Origin of the sequence: Methylocystis heyeri, from assembly GCF_004802635.2 — a bacterium.
Taxonomy (GTDB): domain Bacteria; phylum Pseudomonadota; class Alphaproteobacteria; order Rhizobiales; family Beijerinckiaceae; genus Methylocystis; species Methylocystis heyeri.
The window spans coordinates 2694436-2717354 of record NZ_CP046052.1 but is presented as its reverse complement, the minus strand read 5'-3'; the positions used below and the strand labels follow the sequence as shown (position 1 = coordinate 2717354).

The window sequence follows — 22919 nt, the reverse complement described above, 5'->3', positions numbered from 1 at the left end:
ATAATCCTATTCGATCCTCGACGCGGGTTCCTCCTCAGGCAATAGGCAGGCCGCCAGAGAGGGAAAATGACGAGCTGTTGGAGCGGCGCCTGGACACCTATGAGGTGGCTCTTAAGGCGCTCACTGGCGGAGCCCTTTTCCATTCCTCTGAAGCAAATTCAGAAAAAATAGCGATCGAGAAAATTGAAGAGGATACAAAATCTAAAATATCTGTTGGCGGTGAAGATTGCTCCAGCAAAATCAATTCTGCTGAGAAACGAGGGGAATGGATTCCGTCAGGACAGTCCGTAAGTATCCAAAATCGGATCATCGAAGGTGGTTTATTTTACTATGGCGGAGTTTTACCTCGTCTAGGTGGAGGCGGTAATGAAAACTGCCTCATCAACCCAGACCTAAAAATTGAAGAACAGGGAGACGGCGCTACGCATTTAGACTATTGGCCGGACTATGCGCGGCTCTCACCAGCATCAAGAAAGGCATATCTGGACTGGCTCAGTGGGTCTCGTGATTATCAAAAAACAGACATTTGTTGCATATTTTTATATTTCTATGGGCTAGAGCGGAGATTGTTTTTAGATAATACGACATCTGGAGAAGTTGTTATCATTTTGAATGAAGTAAATAGACTTATCAATGTTTATAGACAGAACCAGTCTTTCCATAGATACGCTGCCGCATTATTGGAAGCAATGGATATCCGCTCGGGAGAAGCAAGCCTGGACCTGTCGATTGGCACCCTTTCCGATCTCGATAAGTTATCGAACTTCGGAGAAATACCGCTGGCGTTGCGCGTTGCTCTCGGTAGGAGGGCGCGCGACGGTCAAACCGTCGAACCTGACCTTCTGCTCGCATTTGTCCTGGCGCATCCGGAAACGCGCGTAAGGGCGCCAGCAAGGAAAGCGCTCCCGGAACTGCGTTTGTTGTTCGATGCCGCCGCTCGGCGGGCTTTCCCGAACGGAGCGCGATTCTCCCGCGCTGGGAGAGCGCGCCGCCTCGAACTGAATTACAGGGCGGCCAGCGGCTCGTTTGAAGCGCCGATTCTGTCAAAGGAACAGGGGCTTCCCGATGTCTGCGGCCTTGCCGAGCCCCTCACGACGGCCCGACGGTTGCTCGACGCATGCACTGATCAGCTCGATGCTTTCTCGCGTGAAATCGGGCGTTCGAAAGGACTGAAGCCGACGTTGGCTGCCGTGGCCAGGCTTCCTGCCGAAATAAGGTTTGAAGCCGCGCAAGCGCTTTCCTCCTCGCCGCTGGCGCGTCTCGCAGAGCTTGTCGAGAAAAGGGCTCCCGTCGATCCGAGGACCTTCGCAGAATGCCTCGATCTGCCCGAACCCGCTCGCGCGGATAGCGGACAGATTCGGGAATGGGCGCGGATTCTTGCGGCTTTCGGCTATGGAATAACTGCCGATCCGCAGTTTGCATTACGCCGCCGCAGGGAATGCGCAGCATTCGTCGTGTTCTTGCTCGATAAGCCCTTTGATGTTCTGGAACCGCCAACGGAAGCATTCCGGTCTACCCAGGCGGCCGTCGCGTTGGGGGTCGCCACTGCGCTTGCTGACGGTGATCTCGATGCGCGGGAGCGTGACATGCTATACAATTTCATTGACGCTGCCTCCGGACTCCGTGATGACGAAGGGTGTAGATTGCGAGCAGAAATAATAATGCAAACCGCTGATCCGTTTACTCTCAGTGAATTACGCTCTCGATTGAAGCAAACTACTTCTCGAACACGCTCCAAAATGGCGGATTACGTCATCAAGGTCGCCGCTGCCGATGGTAAGCTTGAACCGAGTGAAGTGACGTTTATCGAGAAGATGTTTCGGCTGCTTGATTTAGATGTGTCTGATCTTTACAGCCGCCTCAATACGACGATCACTGTATCGGATCGTTCCAAGACGACGAGTAGCCAGGAAAAACGGGAACTGCCGAGCAGCACCCCACTTGCCGCTTCGCCGGGAAGCCTTGACTCCGCGCGCCTTGCATCCATTCGCGCCGAAACCGCCGGCGCCGCTTCTTTGTTGGCTGCAATTTTTGCAGATGAAGACCCTGAGGCTTTGGTCGTCTCCCCAGACGCGGTTAGCCCCATCGTGAGCGACAGCGGACTCGACCCGCGCCATCATTCGCTTCTGCTCCAGTTGAAGGATCGAGAAGAATGGCCTCGTCGAGATTTCGAGAAAATGGCTCGCTCTGTCGATCTCATGCCGGGGGCCGTGCTTGAAACGCTCAACGAATGGGCGCTAGACCGCCATGACGAGATCCTATTGGAAGGTGACGACCCCATCGCCGTCAATCTGCACATTCTCTCAACTGAGGCGCAACAGGTTTCCGCATGAATACCGCTCCAACCATAAAACCGCGAGATCGTGACACTATTCTCAGCGCTCTCCGCGCCGGCGTCGTTCCTCGTATCGGCCTGCAGCATATTCAGGTCGGCCGACAGCGTGAACTCGAAGCATTAATCCAGGATGTTGACCGGATTGCCCAAGGAGGAGCAAGCCTTCGCTTCGTGATCGGCGACTATGGGGCGGGCAAGACTTTTTTTCTATTTCTGATCCGGCAGATCGCCCTTCAGCGCAAGCTCGTCGTGGTCCAAGCCGATTTGAGCCCAGACCGGCGTATCCACGCCACCGGAGGTCAAGCGCGAAACCTTTATGCGGAACTCGCCAAGAGCCTGTCGACCCGCACGTCTCCCGACGGCGGCGCGTTGAAGAACATCTTGGAGAGCTTCGTCCAGAAGACTAGCGAACGCGCCAAGGCAGACGGGACCGCGATCGAGACGGCGATTCACGCCGCGCTCGAAGATATCCGGGAAATGGTATGCGGCTATGATTTCGCAACGGTTGTGGCGGCCTATGCGCGTGGTTACGAAAACGGCGATGATGCGATTCAGAACGCGGCTCTGCGTTGGCTCAGAGGAGAATATTCAACGAAGACCGAGGCCCGGGGCGATCTCGGCGTTCGCACCATCATCGGCGATGACGGGTTATACGACGGGCTCAAACTGCTGGCCCGGTTCGCCCGTATTGCTGGCTTCGGAGGTCTGCTCGTATGTCTCGACGAACTCGTAAACATCTACAAATTGCAAAGTTCCAGGGCTCGCCAGCAAAATTACGAACAAATACTCCGAATTCTAAATGACGTCCTGCAGGGAATGACGGAGGGGATCGGATTTGCGCTCAGCGGCACTCCCGAATTTCTGTTCGACACACGTCGAGGCGTCTTCTCTTACGATGCGCTCCAATCCCGGCTTGCGGGCAATAGTTTTGCCGTCAACGGCCTTGCTGATTTCTCCGGGCCTGTGATCCGGCTGAATAATCTAACCCCAGAAGAGCTGTATCACCTGGTCGAACGTCTGCGCCATGTCCAGGCCGGAGGCGTCAAAGAACGCTATCTCATTCCCGACGAGGCGCTGGTGGCCTTCATGGAACATTGCGGCAAGCGCATTGGAGACGCCTATTTCCGGACGCCACGAAATACCGTGAAAGCATTTCTCGATCTTTTAGCTGTGCTGCAACAGAATCCAGGTTCCGATTGGCAGCCGCTCCTCGGTGCCGTCGAGGTTGCCGCCGACGCGGGCGCAACAGGCGATCTCATGACCGATGTTGGGGAGGATGATCCCGACGACGAGCTTGTGGGACTCGATCTCGGGGGGTGATGAAACCATGCAGGCCGTCGAACTTCTCGCTGAGCCGATTCGTCGATGGATGTTCGATCAGAACTGGTCGCATTTGCGAGAGGTGCAGGAAAAGGCGATCCCAAAAATTCTGGCAGGTGGAGATGTCGTCATTTCCGCGCGCACAGCAGCCGGAAAGACAGAAGCCGCGATGCTGCCGCTCCTGACACGACTGCTTGCCCGTCGTGCAGAGGCTGTCGATGGATTCGGAGTCGTATATGTGAGCCCGCTCAAAGCTCTGATCAACGACCAATACCGCCGGCTCGAAAGCCTTTGTAGGACATGCGAAGTAGCAGTTCATCGCTGGCACGGAGACGTATCGGCCGGCGACAAGAAGCGTGCACGCGATCGACCGTCAGGGATTCTGCTGATCACTCCTGAATCACTCGAAGCGACTCTCGTGCGGCGCGGACACGAAGTCGTTCCGTTGTTCGGTCTGGTCGAGGCGTTTATCATTGACGAATTGCACGCCTTCATCGGAACAGAACGCGGCATCCAGCTTCAATCGATACTTTCCCGTTTGGAAATCGCGACGGGAAAGCAAAGGATCGATCGCGTGGGTCTTTCGGCGACGCTCGGCGACATGCGCTTGGCGGCTGCGGCTTTGCGCCCCGGCGAAGCTTCGTCGGTCGAGATCGTGGAAGGCCGGGACGCAGGCTCCGCGCTCAAAGTGCAAATCCGAGGGTACGAGATTCCCCAGCAGGAAGCGCAAACAGCTTTATTCGTTGGCTCGAATGCCGCTGATGATGTCGAGGAAACGCCGTCCTTGGCGCCGAAACCCGTCGTCGACGATTTGCTTCGCCTGTTACGCGGACGCGTGAACCTGCTGTTCGCGGGTTCTCGAGCGAATGTGGAAATCTACGCGGACGCATTGCGCGCCGAAAGTGAGCGACTGGGCTTCCCGAACGAGTTCTTTCCTCATCACGGCAGCCTGTCGAAGCCGGAGCGGGAAGCAGTCGAGACACGGTTGCGCGATGATCCGCGCCCGACGACTGCCGTTGCAACCACGACGCTTGAACTCGGCATCGACATCGGCGACGTTGAGACTGTCGCCCAAATCGGTCCCGGAACTTCCGTTGCTTCACTACGCCAAAGGCTTGGAAGATCGGGCCGGCGCCCCGGAAAGCCAGCGATACTCAGAATTTTTGTCCTGGAGGATGAGGCGCCGCGAGGCGGCCATCCCCTAGACCGTTTGCGGCTCGGCTTGATTCAGTCGATAGCCATGATCGAGGCGTTACGCACAGGCTGGTGCGAACCGCCCGCGCCGCAGGGGCTGCACCTTTCTACGCTGATTCATCAAATTCTCGCGCTTATCCTGCAAACAGGCGGTATCTCAGCATCTGCGACGTATCGGCTACTGTGTGAGCGCGGTGCATTCCGCACGGTCGACAAGGCCCTGTTTGCAGATCTCTTACGAGCCTTGGCGGCGCCGGAACGTCGCCTAATCGAGCAGTCGCCCGATAAATTACTAATGATTGGCGCGGGCGGCGAGCGCCTCACCGAGTCACATGAATTTTATACGGTCTTTGTCACAGAGCAGGATTTCCGTGTAGTGCACGATGGTCGAAGCCTTGGGGTCTATCCAGCGAGTTCTCCGCTCACTCCTGGTCAGTCGCTCATCTTTGGCGGGCGCCGATGGCGGATTCTCGAAATCGACGTCCCCGCAAAAGTGATCTTGGTTAAACCCAATCCCTCTGGGCGGCCTCCGAAATTCGGTAGCGAATGGACGGGACTTCACGATCACATCGTTTCACTCATGTACGAGCTTCTGCTTTCCGACAAGGTGCCGCATTATCTCGACGCGGAAGCGAAACGCCTGCTTTCAGAAGCTCGCGATGCGGCGCGCGAGTTCTCGCTTGATACTCGATCGATAGTCCAGGTCGGCGAAGGTTCGTTACTCTTGCCTTGGGTCGGCACGAAGAAATTGTGTTCTCTCGCGCTCGCACTGAACGCGCGTGAGGTGGATGCCTCTACACTTGGTCACGCGATCGAATTGCCAAAAATCAATGTCGACGCTGCGCGGGTTCTGCTCGAGCGAGCCGCACAAGAAGACGCGCCTGCCGCACGCGTCCTTGCCGCACGCGTCGCAAAGCCCGCCCGCGCGAAGTTCGATGCCTATCTTCCTCCTGACCTGATGCAGCTCGTAACGGTAGTCGAGCGGCTCGATATCCCTTCGATCCCGATTACTGCTTCGGCGTTAGTCTCAAAGCGGCCATCTTCTCGGTTGATTACGTAGCACTTGCTTTCAAGCGGCTCTCAAGGTTTTCGATCAGGCCTATTTGAAGATGCTCGAAGAGACGCTTTGGAGATCAAAGTCCCTTTACCCCTTAGAGTCGCATGATCTCGTCCTCTCGACGCGATCAGCGGCGCCTCCCCGATGCGCTTCCAATACGATCCGCATGGGCGGCTCTTATCGTCGCGAAAGAGTGATCGCCGCTCTGAATGGGCCATCTGCGGCAAGCTATCTAATGGTGGTGTCCCCCACCGCCCCCGCCGCCGCCCGCGGCGTCGCCATAGCTCGGCGCTGCTTGCGGATCATTGGAATAGCCGACAATTTTTCTGCTTCCGGCGTTTGGGGCCGTCTGCGCGGCCGCGTTTGGATCGATCGCCGCCTTGGGCGAGTTGCATCCAACCAGCGCTGCTGCTCCGAAGAGTGCGACAATGAGGGAGATTGGTTTCATTGAATGTCCTTGGTCGATTGCGGCCGAGATCGGTTTGCCGTGAGGCGTGGCCGTTCAGAAAGTGACAGAAGACGTGAGGCCAAACAGGCGCGGGCCTTGCGTAGAGATGCCGACCGTCGTGGGCGCGGAGCTCGAGCCGGGAGACCATGAGGTCCAGGGTCTGTTGTTGAACAGATTCTTTGCCCACAGCGTGATCTGGAAACGTCGATCGTCGGTATGAAGCCCAAAGCCCGCGTCGAACATGACATAGGCCGGCTGCCAATATTGAATGAGCGAATAGGGGTTCGTGTATTGCTGCTTATTGAACCAGCTCGCATTGGTATAATGAAAGAAGGTGTAACTCTGCCCGCCGAGCCAGCCGCCCAAGGCTGCGAGCGCGCGCCCGACCGGCACATGGTAGGCGTAGCCGCCGTTGATCTGCCACCAGGGCAGGCCGGTGATGCGGGTGTTGCTGAGGGAGATTGTCGCGGCCGTGGCGGGAACGCCGGTGAAGGTCCAATCCGTTGGAGCGGGCGCGTCGGGATAGTTCACGTAGCGGGCTTCGGTGTAGGCGCCGTTCAGATTGAAGGTGAGATGCTCGATCGGCGACCACTGCTGCACGAATTCGATGCCGCGCAATCTCACATGCGGCGCATTGCCGAGATAAGACTGGGTGATGAGCAGCGGCGAGGTTTGAAGGGTCTTGGTCTGGCTGATCTGGAAATTATAGAGGTCGTTCCAATAAAGGTTGACGTTGGAAATCAGCTTGCCGTCGAACCAGTTGGTCTTGACGCCGAGCTCGTAATCCCATGATTTCTCGGACCCATCGAAGGGCTGGGAGAATGGCGCCACGCTGAACTGGCTGGTTGTTTTGTTGTAGCTGTAAACGCCGAGGGATTGCGTGTTCACGGACGGCGGCTTGTCGCCATGGCCGAGCAGAGCATAGAGCAGGATGTTTTCGTTGAGCTGGTATTTGGGATTCAAGATGCCCACCAGGCCGTTGTGGTAGCTGGTGAAGCCGCCCGAATCCGAGGGGAAATACCCGCCCGATCTCGCGAGCGCGTAATTCTGCGCGTTGGGCGTGATCGGCAGTCCATAGAGCCAGCCCGCGGCGAATTTGCTCGCGCTGTAGCGCACTTCGTAGCTGTCGCGTAGACCGAAGGTGATTTCCGCCTGTTCGGTCGCGTGCCAGGTGGCTTGTCCATAGGCGGCGGCCTGGAAGTCTCCGGCCTTGTTGAGCCACCAGGGGGTCAGGCCGGGAAGCGCGCCCTGATAACCGAGCCATGCAGCCGAATTATAGCCGAAATCCCAATGGTGCATCCGATCTTCGAGCGCCTCGTAAAAAGTGAAGAGGCCGGTCGTCCATTCGATCGGCTGATCTTTCGGGGAGGACAGCCTGAATTCCTGGGAGGTCTGCAACGCATAGGTGTCCATGCCGCCTGAGCCGAAGCCGAGCTGCAGCAGCTGGTTGTCGGAAAAGCCGTTGTTGCGCCAGGCGCCATAGCCGACGGCTGAGATCGACTTAAACGTATTTTCTCCGGCCTGCTTGTTGAAGGTGTTGGTCAGCATGAACACATTGGCGGGATCGCGCCCGTTGCGCGCGATGAAAGGCGTATTGGGGTCGGTCGTGAGCACAGGCCAGTTGAGCTTGTTCCGCATATTTTGGAAGAATGAGGTGGGGAAAGTGAAATTGGCGTATTCGAGGCTGGTGTCGCCGATGGTTCCGGTAAGATAGTCGTTGTGTTCGTTCGAGCCGTTGTAGTTGAAGCTCAGCCGGTCGCTCCAGTCGTCGCCGACGCCGAGAAGCTGGGCGTGAATCCCCGCGCGTGCGGTGTCCTGATAGGTGGAGCCGCTGTAACCGTCGCGAATCCAGCCATCGGCGTAGTCGAGATAGGCGGCGACGCGATAGGCGAGAGCGTCGTTGATCACCGTGCCGGTGGAATTGACCGTGTCTCGCGTGCGGTTGTAGTTGCCATAGCTCACGCTGATGGTCGTTTTGTCCTCGAACGACGGCAGCTGCGTGTGAAAAATGAGCGAACCCACATTGGTGTTCTTGTTTCCCGCCGTGCCGGTCGGCCCATAGAGCACTTCGACCGAACTCATGTCGACGAGATCGCCCCATTGCCAGCCGGCGAAGCTCCAATAGACGTCGTCCACGATGTAGCCCGTGTCCGAGGCCGATCCCGAGCCCCCGGACCCTGACGCCACGCCGACGCCGCGAATCGCCATGCGCGACTGACGCGGGGTGGAGATCAGCGGGCGGTAGCCCGCGACATAGTGGGAAACGTCCGTCAGATTGTCGATCTGTTGATCATTGATCGTGGTGTTTGTGATCACATTACCGGAGCGCGACGTCTTGGTGAGGACTTCGTCCTTCAGTTTCTCGCCCGGTCCGCCGCCATGCGAATGCCCCATGGTGACGTCGACATCGGCGACATTCGCAGAGGCTGGGCCTCCCTGATCCTGAGCGGCGTCGTGTTTTCCTTCCGCTTGGGCCGCCCCGTCATGCGAATGGCCTTCATGCGTGGATTGCGCGCCGGCGGGCGTGCACGGGAACCCTAAGGCGATGCCGCAGGCGAGCGCGGCGAAAGAGACTTTGGAGAGCTTTCGGCTTTTTATTGATTGCCGCCGGTTCATCGCTGGTTCCTTGATGGGGCTAGGGAAGATATTTAATCATATAATAGTACTAGAGTTATAACGTCAATCCGCAAGTGACGTCTTCTCGCGCGAAGGCGCAAAATCGCTAAAAAAACGATATATTTTAGATAGTTGACCGCCATTTTGGGGTGAGTCTCGGGGTTGATTCTGGTAGCTTGACTCTAGTACCATACTAGATATATAGATAAATAGCTCATTGGGCGCGCTCGGCGCCCCTTCGGGCATGTTCCGAAGTCCTCTCGATCAAAGCGGCGAAGCGCGCGTCGCGACGCGATCCAAAAAGGCGCCAGGTCAAGGAGCGCTGTTTAGACGCCCTGCCAGGCCTGCCGCGGCGCGCGCGATTATGACAATTGGAGCCTGAACCTATGAAACGATTCTCAAAAACAAAGCTCCTGGCTTTGTTCCTGAGCGCATCGACTTCGGCGATTGCAGTGGCGGCGGACACGAAAACTCTCGACGCGCCCCCATCCCAGGCCTCCGCAGCGCGTGCGCCTCATTGGGCCTATCAGCCCATTCGCAGCGACGCGGTTCCGCAGATCGCCGACCAGCGCTGGGTGCGCACTCCGATCGACGCTTTCGTTCTCTCGAAGATCGAAGCGGCAAAATTGAACGCTTCCCCCGACGCCGATCGCGCGACCTTCATCCGAAGGGCTACGCTCGATGTCCTCGGGCTAATTCCCCAGCCGGAAGAAGTCGCGGCGTTTGTGAACGACACGTCGCCGGATGCATATGAAAAGCTTGTCGACCGCTTGCTTGCTTCGCCGCAATATGGCGAGCGCCAAGCGCGTCGTTGGCTCGATCTCGCGCGCTATGCGGACAGCGTCGGATTCCAAAACGACGTCACCCGCCCCAATTTTTTTCGCTATCGCGATTATGTCGTTCAGGCCTTCAACGAAGACAAACCCTATTCGCGCTTCATTCAGGAGCAGATCGCGGGCGACGAGATCGCGCCGGGCGACCAGAAGGTCCTCGTCGCCACGGGTTTTCTGGCGGGATATCCGGACAATCCCAACGCCCGCGATCTCATCGGCCGCAAATATCAGATCACCACGGACATAGTGGACACCATCGGGACTGCGATTCTCGGCACGACCATCGGCTGCGCCCGATGCCACAATCACAAGTCCGACAAGATCACCCAGAAAGACTATTTCTCTCTCCAGGCCTTCTTCGCCAACACCGCCGTGAACGAGAAGCTTTCGGCGGAAAAAGGTCCTCAGGAGCTCGACTACGAAAAAGCCCAGGCAAATTACGAGGCCGCCGCCAGGGACATTCTGCCGAGGCAAAAGGCGATTATCGATTCGGTTCGCGAGAAGGCCACGCAATTTTACAACGAACGCTATAATCCCGACGCGCGGACCTCGATCTTCAAGCCGAAGAGCGAATGGAACGCTCTCGACCGCTGGGTGAACTATCGCGCCGAAACGGTTACCGATCAGCAGGCCTTGTCGAACTATATTCGCGACGTCGTCAATGACGAGAAAAACCCGGACCGCACGCCGGAGCTCATCGCTCAATGGCGTGAATATCAGAAGCTCGCCGAAGAGCTGAAGAAGTTCGAAAAGCTCAAGCCCACGCGGGGCGCCGACACATACACCGCCGCGACCGAGCTCGGCCATTCCGACGCGCCGCCGACCTATGTGTTTTTCGGCGGCAATCACGAACGCCCGCTCGATGAAGTTCAACCCGCATTCCCCGAGGCGATCAGCTCGGAGAAGCCCAATATCTCTCCGCTGCCGACATCTTCGGGACGTCGAACGGCGCTCGCCTCCTGGCTTACGAGCCCGAGCAATCCGTTGACCGCTCGGGTTTTCGTGAACCGGGTGTGGAACGAATATTTCGGCAAGGGCGTCGTGGGAACGGTCAGCGATTTCGGCAAAGCGGGCGACAAGCCGACCAATCCGGAGCTGCTCGATTATCTTGCCGACAGTTTCGTAAAAGACGGCTGGAGCGTCAAGAAGCTGCACCGGCAGATACTGCTGTCCAGCGTCTATCGTCAATCGTCGGCCTATCGGGAAGACGTCGCCGCCGCGGACCCCGAAAACAAGCTTCTTGCCGTTTTCCCGCGCAAGCGGCTCGACGCCGAGCAGATCCGCGACTCCTATCTCGTCGCCTCAGGCAAACTGGAACAGCAGCTCGGCGGCCCCGCGGTGTTCCCGCCGCTTCCCGCCAATCTGAACGTCGGCCCGGCTTGGGAAGCATCCGACGATCCTCGCCAGACCAACCGGCGGAGCCTCTATGTGTTCACGCGCCGCAGCGTGCCTTATCCGTTGCTGGAGACTTTCGACCTCGCCAACCCGCAACAGGCCCACAGCAAGCGCGACGTGACCACGACGCCCTTGCAGGCGTTGACGCTCATCAACAGCGATATCGTCTTCCAGTGGTCCCAGGCGCTCGCCGGACGCGTAATCCGCGAAAGCGGGGAGGACGAATCTGCGCGGATCGATCGCCTCTATCAGATCCTCTTTTCACGCAACCCGGACGCTTACGAAAAGAGCGTGTTGAAGGCCTTTCTCGACGAGCATGTGAGGATCGTCGCCGGCAAGGCGGCAAACGGAAAATTCTCCGTGGCGGAGCCGACGGGCGACGTGAAGGTGACCGATCCCGTCCGCGCATCGGCTTTCGTCGACCTCGTCCATACGGTCGCGAATTCAAACGAGTTCATCTACCGCTTCTAGAAGTGCAACCATTGTCGAAGGAATAGGCACATGAACAACAAGACGCGTCGTGATTGGCTGTTTTCCGCCGGATTCGGCGTAAGCGGCCTGGCTTTGAGCGGCTTTATGCCGGGGAGCGGAGTCTTTTCAGTTCCGCTCGCGCAGGCGGCGGCGGGCGGTTATGTCGATCCGCTCGCAAAAAGGGAGCCGCATTTTGCGTCAAAAGTGAAATCGGTGATCTGGCTCCATATGGATGGCGCCCCGAGCACGCTCGATCTCTTCGACTATAAGCCGGAACTTGTTCGGCTGGCGGGACAGGAGGTTCCGCAATCCTTTCTGAAGGGATTGCAGGTCACGACTTCGGGCGGCGCGGGAAAGCTCTTTGCTTCGAACAGGAGCTGGAAGCAATATGGCGAAAGCGGCGCGTGGTTTTCCGATCTGACGCCCAATCTGGCGCAGCACGCCGACAAGATCACCTTCATCAAGTCGAGCGTGACCGTCGGCGCAACGCATGACATTTCCATCCTCAAGCTCAATACCGGAGATGTGACCCCGGGCCGTCCTTCGCTCGGCGCCTGGGTCACTTATGCGCTCGGCTCGGCCAATCCCGACCTGCCGCCCTATGTCGTGCTCTATAGCGGCAAGCGCGAACCGCGCGGCGGTTCGGTGAATTGGAATTCCGGCTTCCTGCCCGCAGTCTATCAGGGAACGGCATTCCGCCCCGGCGCATCGCCGATTCTCAACCTCGACCGGCCTGAACTGATCACGACGGAGCAGCAGCGCGATAATCTCGATCTTCTTGCAACGCTCAACGCGCACAAGTCCGGCGCGTTTCCGACCGATACCGAACTTCAGGCGCGCAGCCGGTCTTATGAACTCGCGTATCGCATGGAATCCTCTGCGCCGGAGGCGGTCGACCTCAGCAAGGAGACGGCGGCGACCAAAGCGCTCTATGGGTTGAACGACGATGCGACCAAGGATTACGGCACCGTGCTCTTGCGCGCGCGTCGCTTGGTTGAACGCGGCGTGCGCTTCATTCAGGTAGTGTCAGGCCCGGTAGACAGCATCTCGGACGATAACAAGAACTGGGATGCTCATCGTAAACTCGAAGAAAACCACGGCGCACAGACGCGCGCCGTAGACAAGCCCATCGCCGGATTGCTCGCCGACCTCGCCGCCCGCGGGCTGCTCGACGAGACGCTCATCGTGTGGACCTCCGAATTCGGTCGCACCTCTTATGGCCAGAGCGGCGACGGCCGAGATCATAATCCCTGGGGATACACGCAATGGCTCGCCGGAGGCGGCCTCAAGCACGGATTCACCTACGGCGCGACCGACGAGATCGGCCTGAAGACGGTGGAAAATCCGGTCGACACTTACGATCTGCATGCGACCGTGCTGCAACTGCTCGGTCTCGATCATTTGAAGACGATCTATAAGCGGGCCGGGCGCGCCGAACGCCCGACGGTCGTTTACGGAAAGGTCGTAGCCGACATACTTGCTTAGCGGTATTGCGGCGAAGCCCTCGTTCTTTCCCTCATCGCAAAGGAGGATTCACATCGTTCGTCGTTCAATTTGAGCCTTACTCCTGAACTTGGCGCTCTTTGCTTCTGCAAAGGCGCCTTTTTTTCGTCGGCGGGCTCGACATCCCGCGCCGGTCTTTTAGCGCCTACGAACATTCGTCTCCCATTCCTGACCGTGGGAGTTCTGAGCTTCCCCTGCTCGCAGCTAAAACCCGACGACGCGAGGCGATTGGCGACCGCCTGGGATCCCGAAATCCGTTCACGACATGCTGCAAAAAATGGCCGCGGAAGAGCATAGTCTATTTACACCATCGAAAAAGTAGGATTAGCTCTATCCCAGAGCTTCGCTGGCGCGGACACAAAGCTGATGCTCATTCCGAAGCGTCTCTCACAAAGCGAAAGGATTTTGATCTCCCCCACACCGTCGCCGGCGCGGCCAAAATGCTCCTGGATAGTCGCTCAAAAGAACTTAGGAGGTACAATGTTAAAGAGAATAAGACCCTCTCTTCCTGTTCTCGCGCTGTGTGTGCCTTTAAGCGGCGCGCAGGCCGCATCTTTGCAGTCGGCCGCTGCGGCGCTTCACGCAGCCGACGCCAAGACGCTGGAGTTTGCCGGCTCGGGCCATTGGTATCAGTTCGGTCAGGCGCCGGTTCCCGGAGGAGCCTGGCCGCAATTCGACGTCAGCAGCTACGCCGCCGCGATCGACTTCCAGGCGCCGGCGGAGCGCGTCCAGCTCACGCGTATTCAAACGATCGAGCCCGGCCGCTCGCGTCCGGCTCCGACGGAACAAAAGCTCGATTGGTATGTCAGCGGCGACAAGGCCTGGAACGTCGCGCTTGCGCCCAATGCGCAGCCCGGCGCAGCTCCGTCGCCCACGCCGGCGCAGGCGACGCTCGAAGAGCGCACCGCTGAAATCTGGGGGACCCCGCAGGGCTTTCTTAAAGCCGCGCTCGCCAACGGCGCACAATCGCGGCCTGATGGCGACGGCGTAGAGGTGTCCTTCACGCTCGGCGGCAAATACCGCTATGTCGGCTGCATCGACGCCAATGATCGTGTGGACTGGATCAAGACCTGGATCGACTCTCCGGTGCTGGGCGACACGCTGGTCGAGACGCGGTTCAAGGACTACAAGGACTTCGCTGGCGTCGCATTCCCGGGCGAGATCACCCGTCTAGCGGGAGGCTATCCGGTCCTTCACTTGCATGTTTCGTCGGCCAAGCTCGACCAGCCGGTCGCGGTGGCGGTTCCGGCGAATATCGCGGAGGCGAAACCGCCGGCGGTCGTCGTCAAAGCCGATAAAATCGCGGATGGGGTGTACTACCTTACGGGCGGCACGCATCACAGCGTCGCCGTGGAGCAGCAGGATCATTGGGTGCTGGTCGAGGCGCCGCTCAATGAAGAGCGTTCGCTCGCATTGATCCAGAAACTCGGAGAACTCGCGCCCGCAAAGCCGATCAAATATGTGGTCGCGACCCATGTGCATTTCGATCATGCGGGCGGCCTGCGCACGCTGGTCGACGCCGGCGCCACGGTGGTCGCGCAAGACGCCGACAAGGCCTATTTCGAGAAGGCCTGGGCCGAACCGCGCACCATTCGGCCCGATAAGCTCTCCCAGTCCAAAAAGACACCGAAATTCGAAACTTGGCAGGATAAACATGTGCTTTCGGACGGGCGGCGCAGCATCGAATTCCACCGCCTGGCCGGCAATGGACACAGCGACGATCTCGGAGTGATCTATCTGCCGGCGGAGAAGGTTCTGATCGAGGCCGACGCTTTCACCCCCCTTGCCGCCGACGCGCCTCTGCCCAAGTCGCCTAATCCCTATTCGGTCAATCTCCTTGAAAACATCGGTAAACTGAAGCTCGACGTGAAGCAGATCGCGGCATTGCACGGTCCCCGTGTCACGACCCTGGACGATCTGCGTAGCGCGATCGGACAGCCGAGCTTGTCCCAGTAATCAGAAGTCTGGCCGGCGAAATAGCCACGCCGGCCCGACGCGACGAACCAAAAGGCGCCTGACGTCCGGCGGAATGCCGGGACGTCAGGCGCCTCCTTGTTGATGGCGAATTGACCGGGCGGAGCGACGGGTCTGCGCATAACTTCCCGGCATTGGAAACAGAGCGCGTCTATATTCGCGAATAACCGAGTCATCTTGGGTTCTGAGCGGGGCCGGCCTTGCTTAGAAGAACCCCGCCGAGACCCTCCACCTGTCCCCCGTAATTCGCCGCGAAAGCCTCTGCGTCGGATTTCGAAAGAAAAGCGTCGATTTGCCCTGACGGTTGGGCCACATACCATCCGCGATCTGCGAAAAGCTTGATGCCGTTGCGGTAGTCCTGCACATAGGCGGCGCGGATCTTCTTTCCCTGGGCTTCGAATTCGGCGAGGGTCGCCAAAGCCGCATCTGTCGATGCGAAATGGCGGACCCTGGACTCTCCTTCCAGCCACAGCTCTGCGGAACGGCTTGCATTGACCGCCGTGTCTTCCTTTGCGGAAAGTGTTGAGGGCGCGTGATCTGCAAGCTGCGTTTCGTAGTCGAGTCCGGACGCCTTGAAGGCGGCGCGCACAAATCGGTCGTCGATGAAGGTTTCGGCATCGAACCCGGGATCGGCGCGCTTCAGGAACCTGAGCGTTTCCACCGACGTCGCAATGTCTTGCCTGTATTCCTTCTTCCAGGTGAGGTCTCGCGTTTGAAGTCCCAGCGGACCAAGAAAGAGATAAACGACGGGGGCGTCGACTCCAGTGATTTTGGCGATCAGCTCGCTGTATTTTTCCGGCTCGTCGGCAAGCAACCTGTTGGCGTCGATGACGGCGCGGATATAGGCAACGACAATTTCAGGATATTTCTCGGCGTAACTCAAGTCGACGAGAGCGCCGTGGAAAGTCGGAACCCCAACTTGCGCCCCGTCGAGGATTTTGCGCGCGAAGCCTCGCGCGGGAAAAAGCTCGGCAAAAGGGGCAAAGTCGGCGTGCGCATCGATTTGTCCGCTCAGCAACGCTGAACCAGCGACCTCGGGCGCCTGAGCGATGATTTTCACGTCGCGCTCGGGGTCCCAACCAAGATTGGCGATCGCGCGCAGCAACATGCCGTGCGCGGTCGAAGCAAAGGGCACTGAGATCGTCTTGCCCTTCAATTCCCGAAGCGATTGCACTGGCGAAGCGATCGGCACGACGACGCCATTGCCGCTTCCGTTAACGCTGCCGGAAAGGACGGTGATAAACCGGCTGCTCTTGCCGGCCTTTTTGAAGGCCATGCCGTTTAGCGCGCCGGGGAAATCGGCCATAACGCCGATATCCAGCTTGCCCGCCACCATTTCATTGGTGATTGGAGCGCCGGTGGTGAAGTTTTTCCACTGGATATCGTAAGTCGCGTCCTTATACTTCCCATCATGCGGCAGATAACGCCGCAGGAGATCGAGTTCGCGAATCATCAATCCGCCGGCTGCGCAATTTATGGTCGTATCCTGCGCGCCAATGGCGATGCGGATCATCTCCGCACGCGGGGAGGTCATGCCCGCGAGCCAACACAGAGAACCGACGAGGGTGGCCCGCGCAGTAAATCTCATTGTGGATCGCGGCTTTTGTGTAGCATTGATTTTTTGGTCCGCCATGGCGTCAGGGCTGCTCCGATCCGCGCAATGGCGGCGCTGCTCAGAAAGCCGAGGGATCCTATGATGACCATCCCGGCGACGATGTCTGGATAGTTCTGAAGCGAGTACGATTCCCAGGTGAAATAGCCAATGCCGAACTGGCCCGAGATCATTTCAGCGGTAACCAGGCAAAACCAGCTGGTTCCCATGCCGATGGAAAGTCCTGTGAAAATGCTGGGAAGGGCGCCGGGGCCAATTATTTCGATTACGATAACCCTGCCGCTCGCGCCAAGCGTTCGCGCCGAGGCGATCAAACGTTCGTCGATATCGCGAACGCCCTGAATTGTGTTCAATAGAATGGGAAATAGGGCGCCGGCGCAGGTGATGAAAATCATGGACGCCTCAGATGACGGGAACATCAAGATCGCGAGCGGTATCCAGGCGACCGCCGGGATCGGCCGTAGCAGTTCGAGCGGAGTCAGCAGAAGATCCTCGAAGAAGCGGTTGCGGGCGATGACGCAACCGAGCGCAATCCCGATAATGACCGCGATCGCATAGCCCGCCAGCACGCGCATGAGGCTCGCCTCGACATGGGCAAGCAGCTTTCCTGAGCGGCCCAGTTCCATGAGCGAGTCGAATGCCTGTGACGGGGAGGGCGCCAGCGCGAATGTCATGAACGACAGGCGGGCCTTCGCATCCGATGCATATTGCCAGGCTACGAGGAGAACCGCGATAGAAAGAGCGCGGATGAGCCAGCGGAGCGGCCTATTGTTGAAGGCGACCGCCGCCGTTCTTATGCGCTCCCGGGCGGCAGGGCGCACGAGGGCGCCTATCGCGGAAAGCATTGCACGACTTCCGGCGCGTCGAAGGCCAACCGACTTTCCTGCCGGATCAATTTCAGGCAGGTCATTTTGGCGCAATTGAAGGCTTGATAAGCAAAAACGTCGGACGGCCGCGGTCGTGGCAGGCGTACCGGCAGATCGAGGAGGATGCGCCCCGGGGAAGCGCTCAGGACGATCACGCGATCGGCAAGAATTAGCGCTTCCTCGACGTCGTGCGTGACGAAAAAGACTGTGCAGCGAGAATTGCTCCAAAGGTCGAGCAGCAATTCCTGCATCAGCGCCCGGGTCTGCGCATCGAGCGCGCCGAAGGGCTCGTCCATCAACAATACGGCGGGCCGATTGATCAGCGCGCGCGCGATGGCCACTCGTTGCTGCATGCCTCCCGAAAGCGTTGCGGGAAAGCGGGAAGCGTAGGCGGACAGCCCCACCTTTTCGAGCCATACAAATGCGGCGCGGCGTGCTTCGGCGCGAGAGTTTCCCTGCATTCGCGGACCGAATGCAACATTGTCGAGCGCCGTTTTCCATGGAAAAAGAGAGTAGTTCTGGAAAACGACCCCGCGCTCTGCTCCAGGTTCGCGAACCGGCTCTCCACTGACCAGAACCTCGCCGGAAGCCGGGGTTAGCAAGCCCGCAATAAGGTTTAGAGCCGTCGATTTCCCGCTGCCTGAAGGCCCGATGACACAAACGAACTCACCCGCCTCGACGGTGAGGTCGACATTGCTCAGAACGGCCTCTGCGCCAAAGGCGACTGAGACCTTTCTTAGCTCGACACGCCCCGTGGCGGCGCCGGACCTGGGGCTGGAAAGCGTCGGTGTCGGAGACTTTACCATATAAAATATATAGACTAAGAGGTATGGTGAACGCAACAAGGTCGGGGGTCGCCCCGCCGCCACAGAACAACGCCGCCGCAGCGGCTGGAGCGCCATGTGACTGCGATCGAGGAGCAAGCAACCCTGTTCGAAGCCGACGTGCTGGTCATTGGCGGCGGAACGGCAGGACCTCTCGCCGCCTACAAGGCGAAACTCGCGAACCCTAATCTCAAAGTCGTTCTTCTCGAAAAGGCCAATGTCAAGCGCTCGGGCGCCATCGCTGTCGGGATGGACGGGCTGAACAATGCGGTCGTGCCGGGCTTTGCGACCCCCGAACAATATGTCCGCGAAATCACGATCGCCAATGATGGGATCGTGAATCAGAAGGCGCTCCTAGCTTATGCCGAGCGCTCTTTCGACATGATCCGTGAACTCGATGAGTGGGGCGTAAAATTCCTCAAGGACGAAAACGGCGACTATGATGTCAAAAAGGTGCATCACCTCGGGACTTATGTGCTGCCGATGCCGGAAGGGGCGTCGATAAAGAAGGCGCTCTATCGGCAATTGCGCAAGGCGCAGGTGCTTATTTCCAACCGCTTTATGGCGACGCGGCTTCTAACCGGCGTCGATAATCGTATCGCCGGGGCCATCGCGATCAACAGTCGGAACGCCCAAATTCTGGTCATTCGAGCCAAAGCGGTCGTTCTGGCGACCGGCGCGGCGGGACGCCTCGGCTTGCCGGCCTCGGGCTATTTATGGGGAACCTACGAGAATCCAGCTAATTCGGGCGACGGCTACTCCATGGCGTATCATGCCGGCGCGGAACTCGCCAATCTGGAATGCTTTCAGATCAATCCGTTGATAAAGGACTACAACGGCCCCGCCTGCGCCTATGTGGGCGGCCCATTCGGAGCCTATACGGCGAACAGCGGCGGCGCACGGTTTATCGAATGCGACTATTGGTCCGGTCAGATGATGCTGGAGTTTTATCGTGAGCTTCAGGGAGGAGGCGGACCGGTTTTTCTCAAATTCGACCACCTTGCTCCCGAGACCGTTTCTGAAGTCGAAAACATTCTCCACAAAGTCGAACGCCCGTCGCGAGGCCTGTTTCACGCGGGAAGAGGAACGGATTACCGCCGCGACATGGTGGAAATGCATATTTCGGAAATTGGGTTTTGTTCCGGTCATAGCGCGTCGGGGGTCTGGGTGGACGAATACGCGCGCACGACAGTTTCTGGCCTCTATGCGGCAGGAGACATGGCGAGCGTACCGCACAACTATATGCTCGGCGCATTCGTCAACGGCGCCATCGCGGGCGAGCATTCGGCCAGCTTCGCCGAGGAAGTCGATCTCGCCGAATTCGACGCCGATCAGGTCGAGTCCGAGCGCGCCCGCACGCGAGCCCCGCTGGCCAATGAAACCGGTCTGCCTCCCAACCAGGTCGAATACAAGATTCGCCGCTTCGTAAATGATTATCTCCAGCCGCCGAAAGTGACGCGAAAATACGAGATCGCGCAAAAGCGCTTTGCCGAGATTCGCGAAGATCTGCCCCGTCTTGTAGCTCGCGATCCGCACGAGTTGATGCGGGCGTTGGAGATCCATTCCATTCTCGACTGCGCCGACATGGCGGCTGCGGCCTCGCTCTATCGCACCGAGAGCCGATGGGGCCTCTATCACCTTCGTTCAGACTATCCCGAATCGAATGACGCGGAGTGGTTCTGCCATACGCAGCTCTACAAGGATGCGCGCGGAGCCATGGCCTGCCGCAAGCGGCCGGTGGATCCTTACATCGTTCCAGTGCAGGCGACCGAGCGGGACGCCTATCACCGCCTTCGCATTCCCGCACAAAACTGAGGCGCGCATGACCTTTGCGGAGAACCCTACCGAGTTTCCGGTCACGATCGACGCTGACAAGTGCATCGCCGACAAGGGCTGCACCGTCTGCATAGACGTCTGTCCGCTCGATGTTCTGCGGGTAGATCCGCAAACCGGCAAAGCGCATATGCGTTACGACGAATGCTGGTATTGCCTGCCCTGTGAACTCGATTGCCCGACCCAGGCGGTTCGAGTTTCAATTCCCTATCTCCTGCGGTGATTCCAATGACGAGAGAAGGTGTTTTCGAGGCGCAGGACGTGGATCTGAATAGTATCTCTGCCCGTTACGGAAGCGTGGACCCACACGAGCGCCGGATGGCGATCATCGCGCTGGCCGAAAGCGCTGACGCGAGCGGAGTGGAGCTTCTTATCCGAGCGCTCAGTGATCCCGACGCCGGCGTGCGCCGCGCTGCGGCGATGGGACTGGAGCAGTTCGACGGGCTTCGAGTCGCGCAGGCCCTCGCCAGCGCTCTTCTGGACGAAGACGAGTCTGTCGCCGTCGCCGCCGGAGCGAGCCTTTGCGAATTGCGTGCGCCTGAGGCGGCAAGCCCGCTTCTTGCGCTGGTTGGTCACGAACGCTCCGAAGTGCGCGCTGCGGCTTGGCGCGGCCTTCGCAATCTGCGTGTCGACTCGGTTCTCGAGAAAGCGACCGAAGCGCTCGCCGACCCGAATCCCCACGTTCGGCGAGAGTCGGTTGGCGTCCTGGCCTATTTCAAACGTGAAGAACTGCTTCCGGCGCTGATCGTCGCCACTCGCGACGATCACTTTGAGGTGAGGCGCGCGGCCATTTCGGCGCTCGCCTTCGCCACTCCAGAAGCCGTGATCGACGCCATTCTTTCAAGATTGGGGGACACGCACTGGCAAGTGCGGGAGGCTGCGGCGAACCTCGCCGCAAAAATCCGTGCCGACGCCGCCGAGCACGCACTGATACGGTCTCTTTCGGACGAGGCCTGGCAGGTCGCGCTCAAGGCGGCCCACGCGCTAGGCCGGCTTCCATCGGTGGAGGCGATTCCCGCGCTCGGAATGCTGCTCTCCCATCCCGTCAGCAATCTGCGCAAGGAGATCGCGGCCGCGCTCGGAGAAATTGGGCGACCCGAAGCATTGCCCTATCTTACCGGCGCGGTAGACGACCCTGATCCGGACGTGCGCAAGATCGCGCGCTGGTCGATTCATCTCATCAACAGCGCGCCCTGAGGACGAACTCGAGCGGCTTTCATTCATTCGTGCAGACGGACGCATGTTTCGTAGGGGACGACATTACAGCCGACCCAACGACTCGAGATGCGGCGTCGCAAACGGCTGTAGCTGCTCGAGCGCCCGTGCAAGACGAAGCACGGCAAGGTCGCCGTATTGCGGCCCAACCACATGCAGACCGACCGGCAGGCCGTTCACGTCGAATCCGGCGGGAATGGAAGCGGCTGGCTGCTGCGTGAGGTTGAAAGGGAATGCGAAGGGCGTCTGCGGCGGCGTTCCGAGACGCGGGACAGGCTGCGACTGCACGGGAGTTACGAGCAGATCGTATTTTTGGTGGAAGCGGCGCATCCGTATCGCGAGTTCGGTGCGGCGTTCATTGGCCTCCACGACTTCGGCCAGCGTATAACGCTCGAGCCGCTCGACGCGCCGCCGAATGTCCGGATCGATCAGTTCCAACCCCGCCGCGCCGATCTCGCTGCGCAGTCTTATGGCGCGTTCGGAATTGACGGCGTCGATGATCGGCGAGGGATCGTCGAACCCCGGGTCGGCGTCTTCCACGATAGCGCCCAATTCCGAGAGACGCGCAACCGCGCGATCGACGATCGCCACGACGCCGGGATCGACTTTCAAATATCCGAGCGTCCGGCTGTAGGCGATGCGGACTCCTTTGACGCCGCTGTCGAGATTTTCCTTCCAATCGCGAATATCGTTCGGCGGACTTTGCCAATCGCGCACGTCCGGTTGAGCGATGACGTCGAGGAGCAGAGCGGCGTCTGTAACCGTACGCGTGATGGGCCCGATATGAAACAGCGAGCCATTATGCGGGTATCCCGCCACACGTCCGAATGTCGGCTTGAACCCGAAGACGCCATTCACAGCGGCCGGGGCGCGGATCGAGCCGCCGCCGTCCGTGCCGATCTGCAATGGTCCGAGGCCGAGGGCGGCGGCTACCGCCGCGCCGCCGCTGCTGCCGCCGCTGACATATTGGCGGTCCCAGGCGTTGGGCGTCACGCCGGCGAGCCGGGTTTCGGTGAGGCCTTTCAGCCCAAATTCCGCGGTTTGCGTCTTGCCGAGAATGACGGCCCCCGCTTCACGCAAGCGCGCGGCGGGCGGCGAGTCGGCCTGTTGGACCGTATCCGGAGTCGCGAGGCTGCCTTTGCGCGTCGGGAAGCCCTGAACATGGAGCAGGTCCTTGAAGCCCGCGGGAACGCCATCGAGCAGTCCAAGCGGAGCGCCGCGCAACCAGCGCGCTTCGGACGCCTTCGCTTGAGCCAGCGCAGATTCGACGTCAACAGCGCGATAGACGTTGTAATGCGGCTGAAGCTCCCTGATGCGCTGCAACGTCGCCGTGGTCACTTCGACAGGGGAGAGAGCTGTCGTGCGATAGGCGGCGATGAGGTCGACCGCGGAGAGTTGTGTGAGATCCTGAGGCAAAATGTTC

General features: G+C 59.2%; 15 protein-coding genes. 9 read left to right on the top strand and 6 right to left on the bottom strand.

The window, feature by feature from the left end:
- Nucleotides 1-77: 77 nt before the first annotated feature.
- The 3 genes from H2LOC_RS12385 to H2LOC_RS12375 are packed head-to-tail and all read left to right on the top strand — an operon-like array spanning nt 78 to nt 5909.
- A complete protein-coding gene (locus H2LOC_RS12385; RefSeq protein WP_162009760.1) occupies nt 78-2333 on the top strand; it encodes a tellurite resistance TerB family protein in 2256 nt (751 codons plus the stop codon).
- Nucleotides 2330-3655, top strand: coding sequence for an ATP-binding protein (locus H2LOC_RS12380; protein WP_136496667.1), 1326 nt, complete (start codon nt 2330-2332; stop codon nt 3653-3655). Before H2LOC_RS12385 ends, H2LOC_RS12380 begins: the two co-directional genes overlap by 4 nt.
- A complete protein-coding gene (locus H2LOC_RS12375; RefSeq protein ID WP_246206820.1) occupies nt 3612-5909 on the top strand; it encodes a DEAD/DEAH box helicase in 2298 nt (765 codons plus the stop codon). The genes H2LOC_RS12380 and H2LOC_RS12375 overlap by 44 nt, the downstream gene beginning before the upstream one ends.
- Nucleotides 5910-6138: 229 nt before the next feature.
- Here H2LOC_RS12375 and H2LOC_RS12370 read toward each other — a convergent pair whose 3' ends face one another.
- Both H2LOC_RS12370 and H2LOC_RS12365 read right to left on the bottom strand, forming a co-directional pair.
- Nucleotides 6139-6354, bottom strand: a complete 216-nt coding sequence (locus H2LOC_RS12370) for a hypothetical protein (RefSeq protein WP_136496666.1) — start codon at nt 6352-6354, stop codon at nt 6139-6141.
- A gap of 54 nt (nt 6355-6408) precedes the next feature.
- Nucleotides 6409-8970 carry a TonB-dependent receptor gene (locus H2LOC_RS12365; protein WP_136496665.1) on the bottom strand — a complete coding sequence of 854 codons (2562 nt, stop codon included), beginning with the start codon at nt 8968-8970 and terminating at the stop codon, nt 6409-6411.
- A gap of 386 nt (nt 8971-9356) precedes the next feature.
- On the opposite strand from H2LOC_RS12365, the gene H2LOC_RS12360 reads away from it, so the two are divergent.
- The 3 genes from H2LOC_RS12360 to H2LOC_RS12350 all read left to right on the top strand — a co-directional run bounded on the left by H2LOC_RS12360 (nt 9357) and on the right by H2LOC_RS12350 (nt 15128).
- Nucleotides 9357-11669: a DUF1549 and DUF1553 domain-containing protein gene (locus tag H2LOC_RS12360; protein ID WP_136496664.1), complete on the top strand. Its 2313-nt coding sequence runs from the start codon at nt 9357-9359 to the stop codon at nt 11667-11669.
- 30 nt (nt 11670-11699) lie between these two features.
- Nucleotides 11700-13154 (top strand): DUF1501 domain-containing protein, encoded by a 1455-nt coding sequence (locus H2LOC_RS12355; protein WP_136496663.1) that lies wholly within the window; start codon nt 11700-11702, stop codon nt 13152-13154.
- Between the two features lie 573 nt (nt 13155-13727).
- Complete coding sequence (locus tag H2LOC_RS12350; RefSeq protein ID WP_246206819.1) at nt 13728-15128, top strand: MBL fold metallo-hydrolase; 1401 nt, start codon at nt 13728-13730, stop codon at nt 15126-15128.
- Between the two features lie 190 nt (nt 15129-15318).
- On the opposite strand, the gene H2LOC_RS12345 is transcribed toward H2LOC_RS12350, so the two are convergent.
- The 3 genes from H2LOC_RS12345 to H2LOC_RS12335 form a co-directional block, all read right to left on the bottom strand.
- Nucleotides 15319-16734, bottom strand: coding sequence for an ABC transporter substrate-binding protein (locus H2LOC_RS12345; RefSeq protein WP_136496661.1), 1416 nt, complete (start codon nt 16732-16734; stop codon nt 15319-15321).
- The gene (locus H2LOC_RS12340) at nt 16731-17432 is read right to left on the bottom strand and encodes an ABC transporter permease (protein ID WP_343040020.1); all 702 of its coding nucleotides are present in this window, start codon (nt 17430-17432) and stop codon (nt 16731-16733) included. The genes H2LOC_RS12345 and H2LOC_RS12340 overlap by 4 nt, the downstream gene beginning before the upstream one ends.
- Before the next feature lie 155 nt (nt 17433-17587).
- Nucleotides 17588-18526, bottom strand: a complete 939-nt coding sequence (locus tag H2LOC_RS12335) for an ABC transporter ATP-binding protein (RefSeq protein WP_246206817.1) — start codon at nt 18524-18526, stop codon at nt 17588-17590.
- Here H2LOC_RS12335 and H2LOC_RS12330 point away from each other — a divergent pair, their 5' ends adjacent.
- The 3 genes from H2LOC_RS12330 to H2LOC_RS12320 are packed head-to-tail and all read left to right on the top strand — an operon-like array spanning nt 18527 to nt 21478.
- Entirely contained in the window at nt 18527-20263 is a 1737-nt protein-coding gene (locus H2LOC_RS12330) for a fumarate reductase/succinate dehydrogenase flavoprotein subunit (RefSeq protein ID WP_136496660.1), read from the top strand.
- Between the two features lie 7 nt (nt 20264-20270).
- Nucleotides 20271-20504 (top strand): 4Fe-4S dicluster domain-containing protein, encoded by a 234-nt coding sequence (locus H2LOC_RS12325; protein WP_136496659.1) that lies wholly within the window; start codon nt 20271-20273, stop codon nt 20502-20504.
- A gap of 5 nt (nt 20505-20509) precedes the next feature.
- A complete protein-coding gene (locus H2LOC_RS12320; protein ID WP_136496658.1) occupies nt 20510-21478 on the top strand; it encodes a HEAT repeat domain-containing protein in 969 nt (322 codons plus the stop codon).
- Nucleotides 21479-21541: 63 nt separating this feature from the next.
- Here the strand turns inward: H2LOC_RS12320 and H2LOC_RS12315 are convergent, their stop codons facing one another.
- A complete protein-coding gene (locus tag H2LOC_RS12315) occupies nt 21542-22912 on the bottom strand; it encodes an amidase (protein WP_136496657.1) in 1371 nt (456 codons plus the stop codon).
- Between the last annotated feature and the right edge of the window lie 7 nt (nt 22913-22919).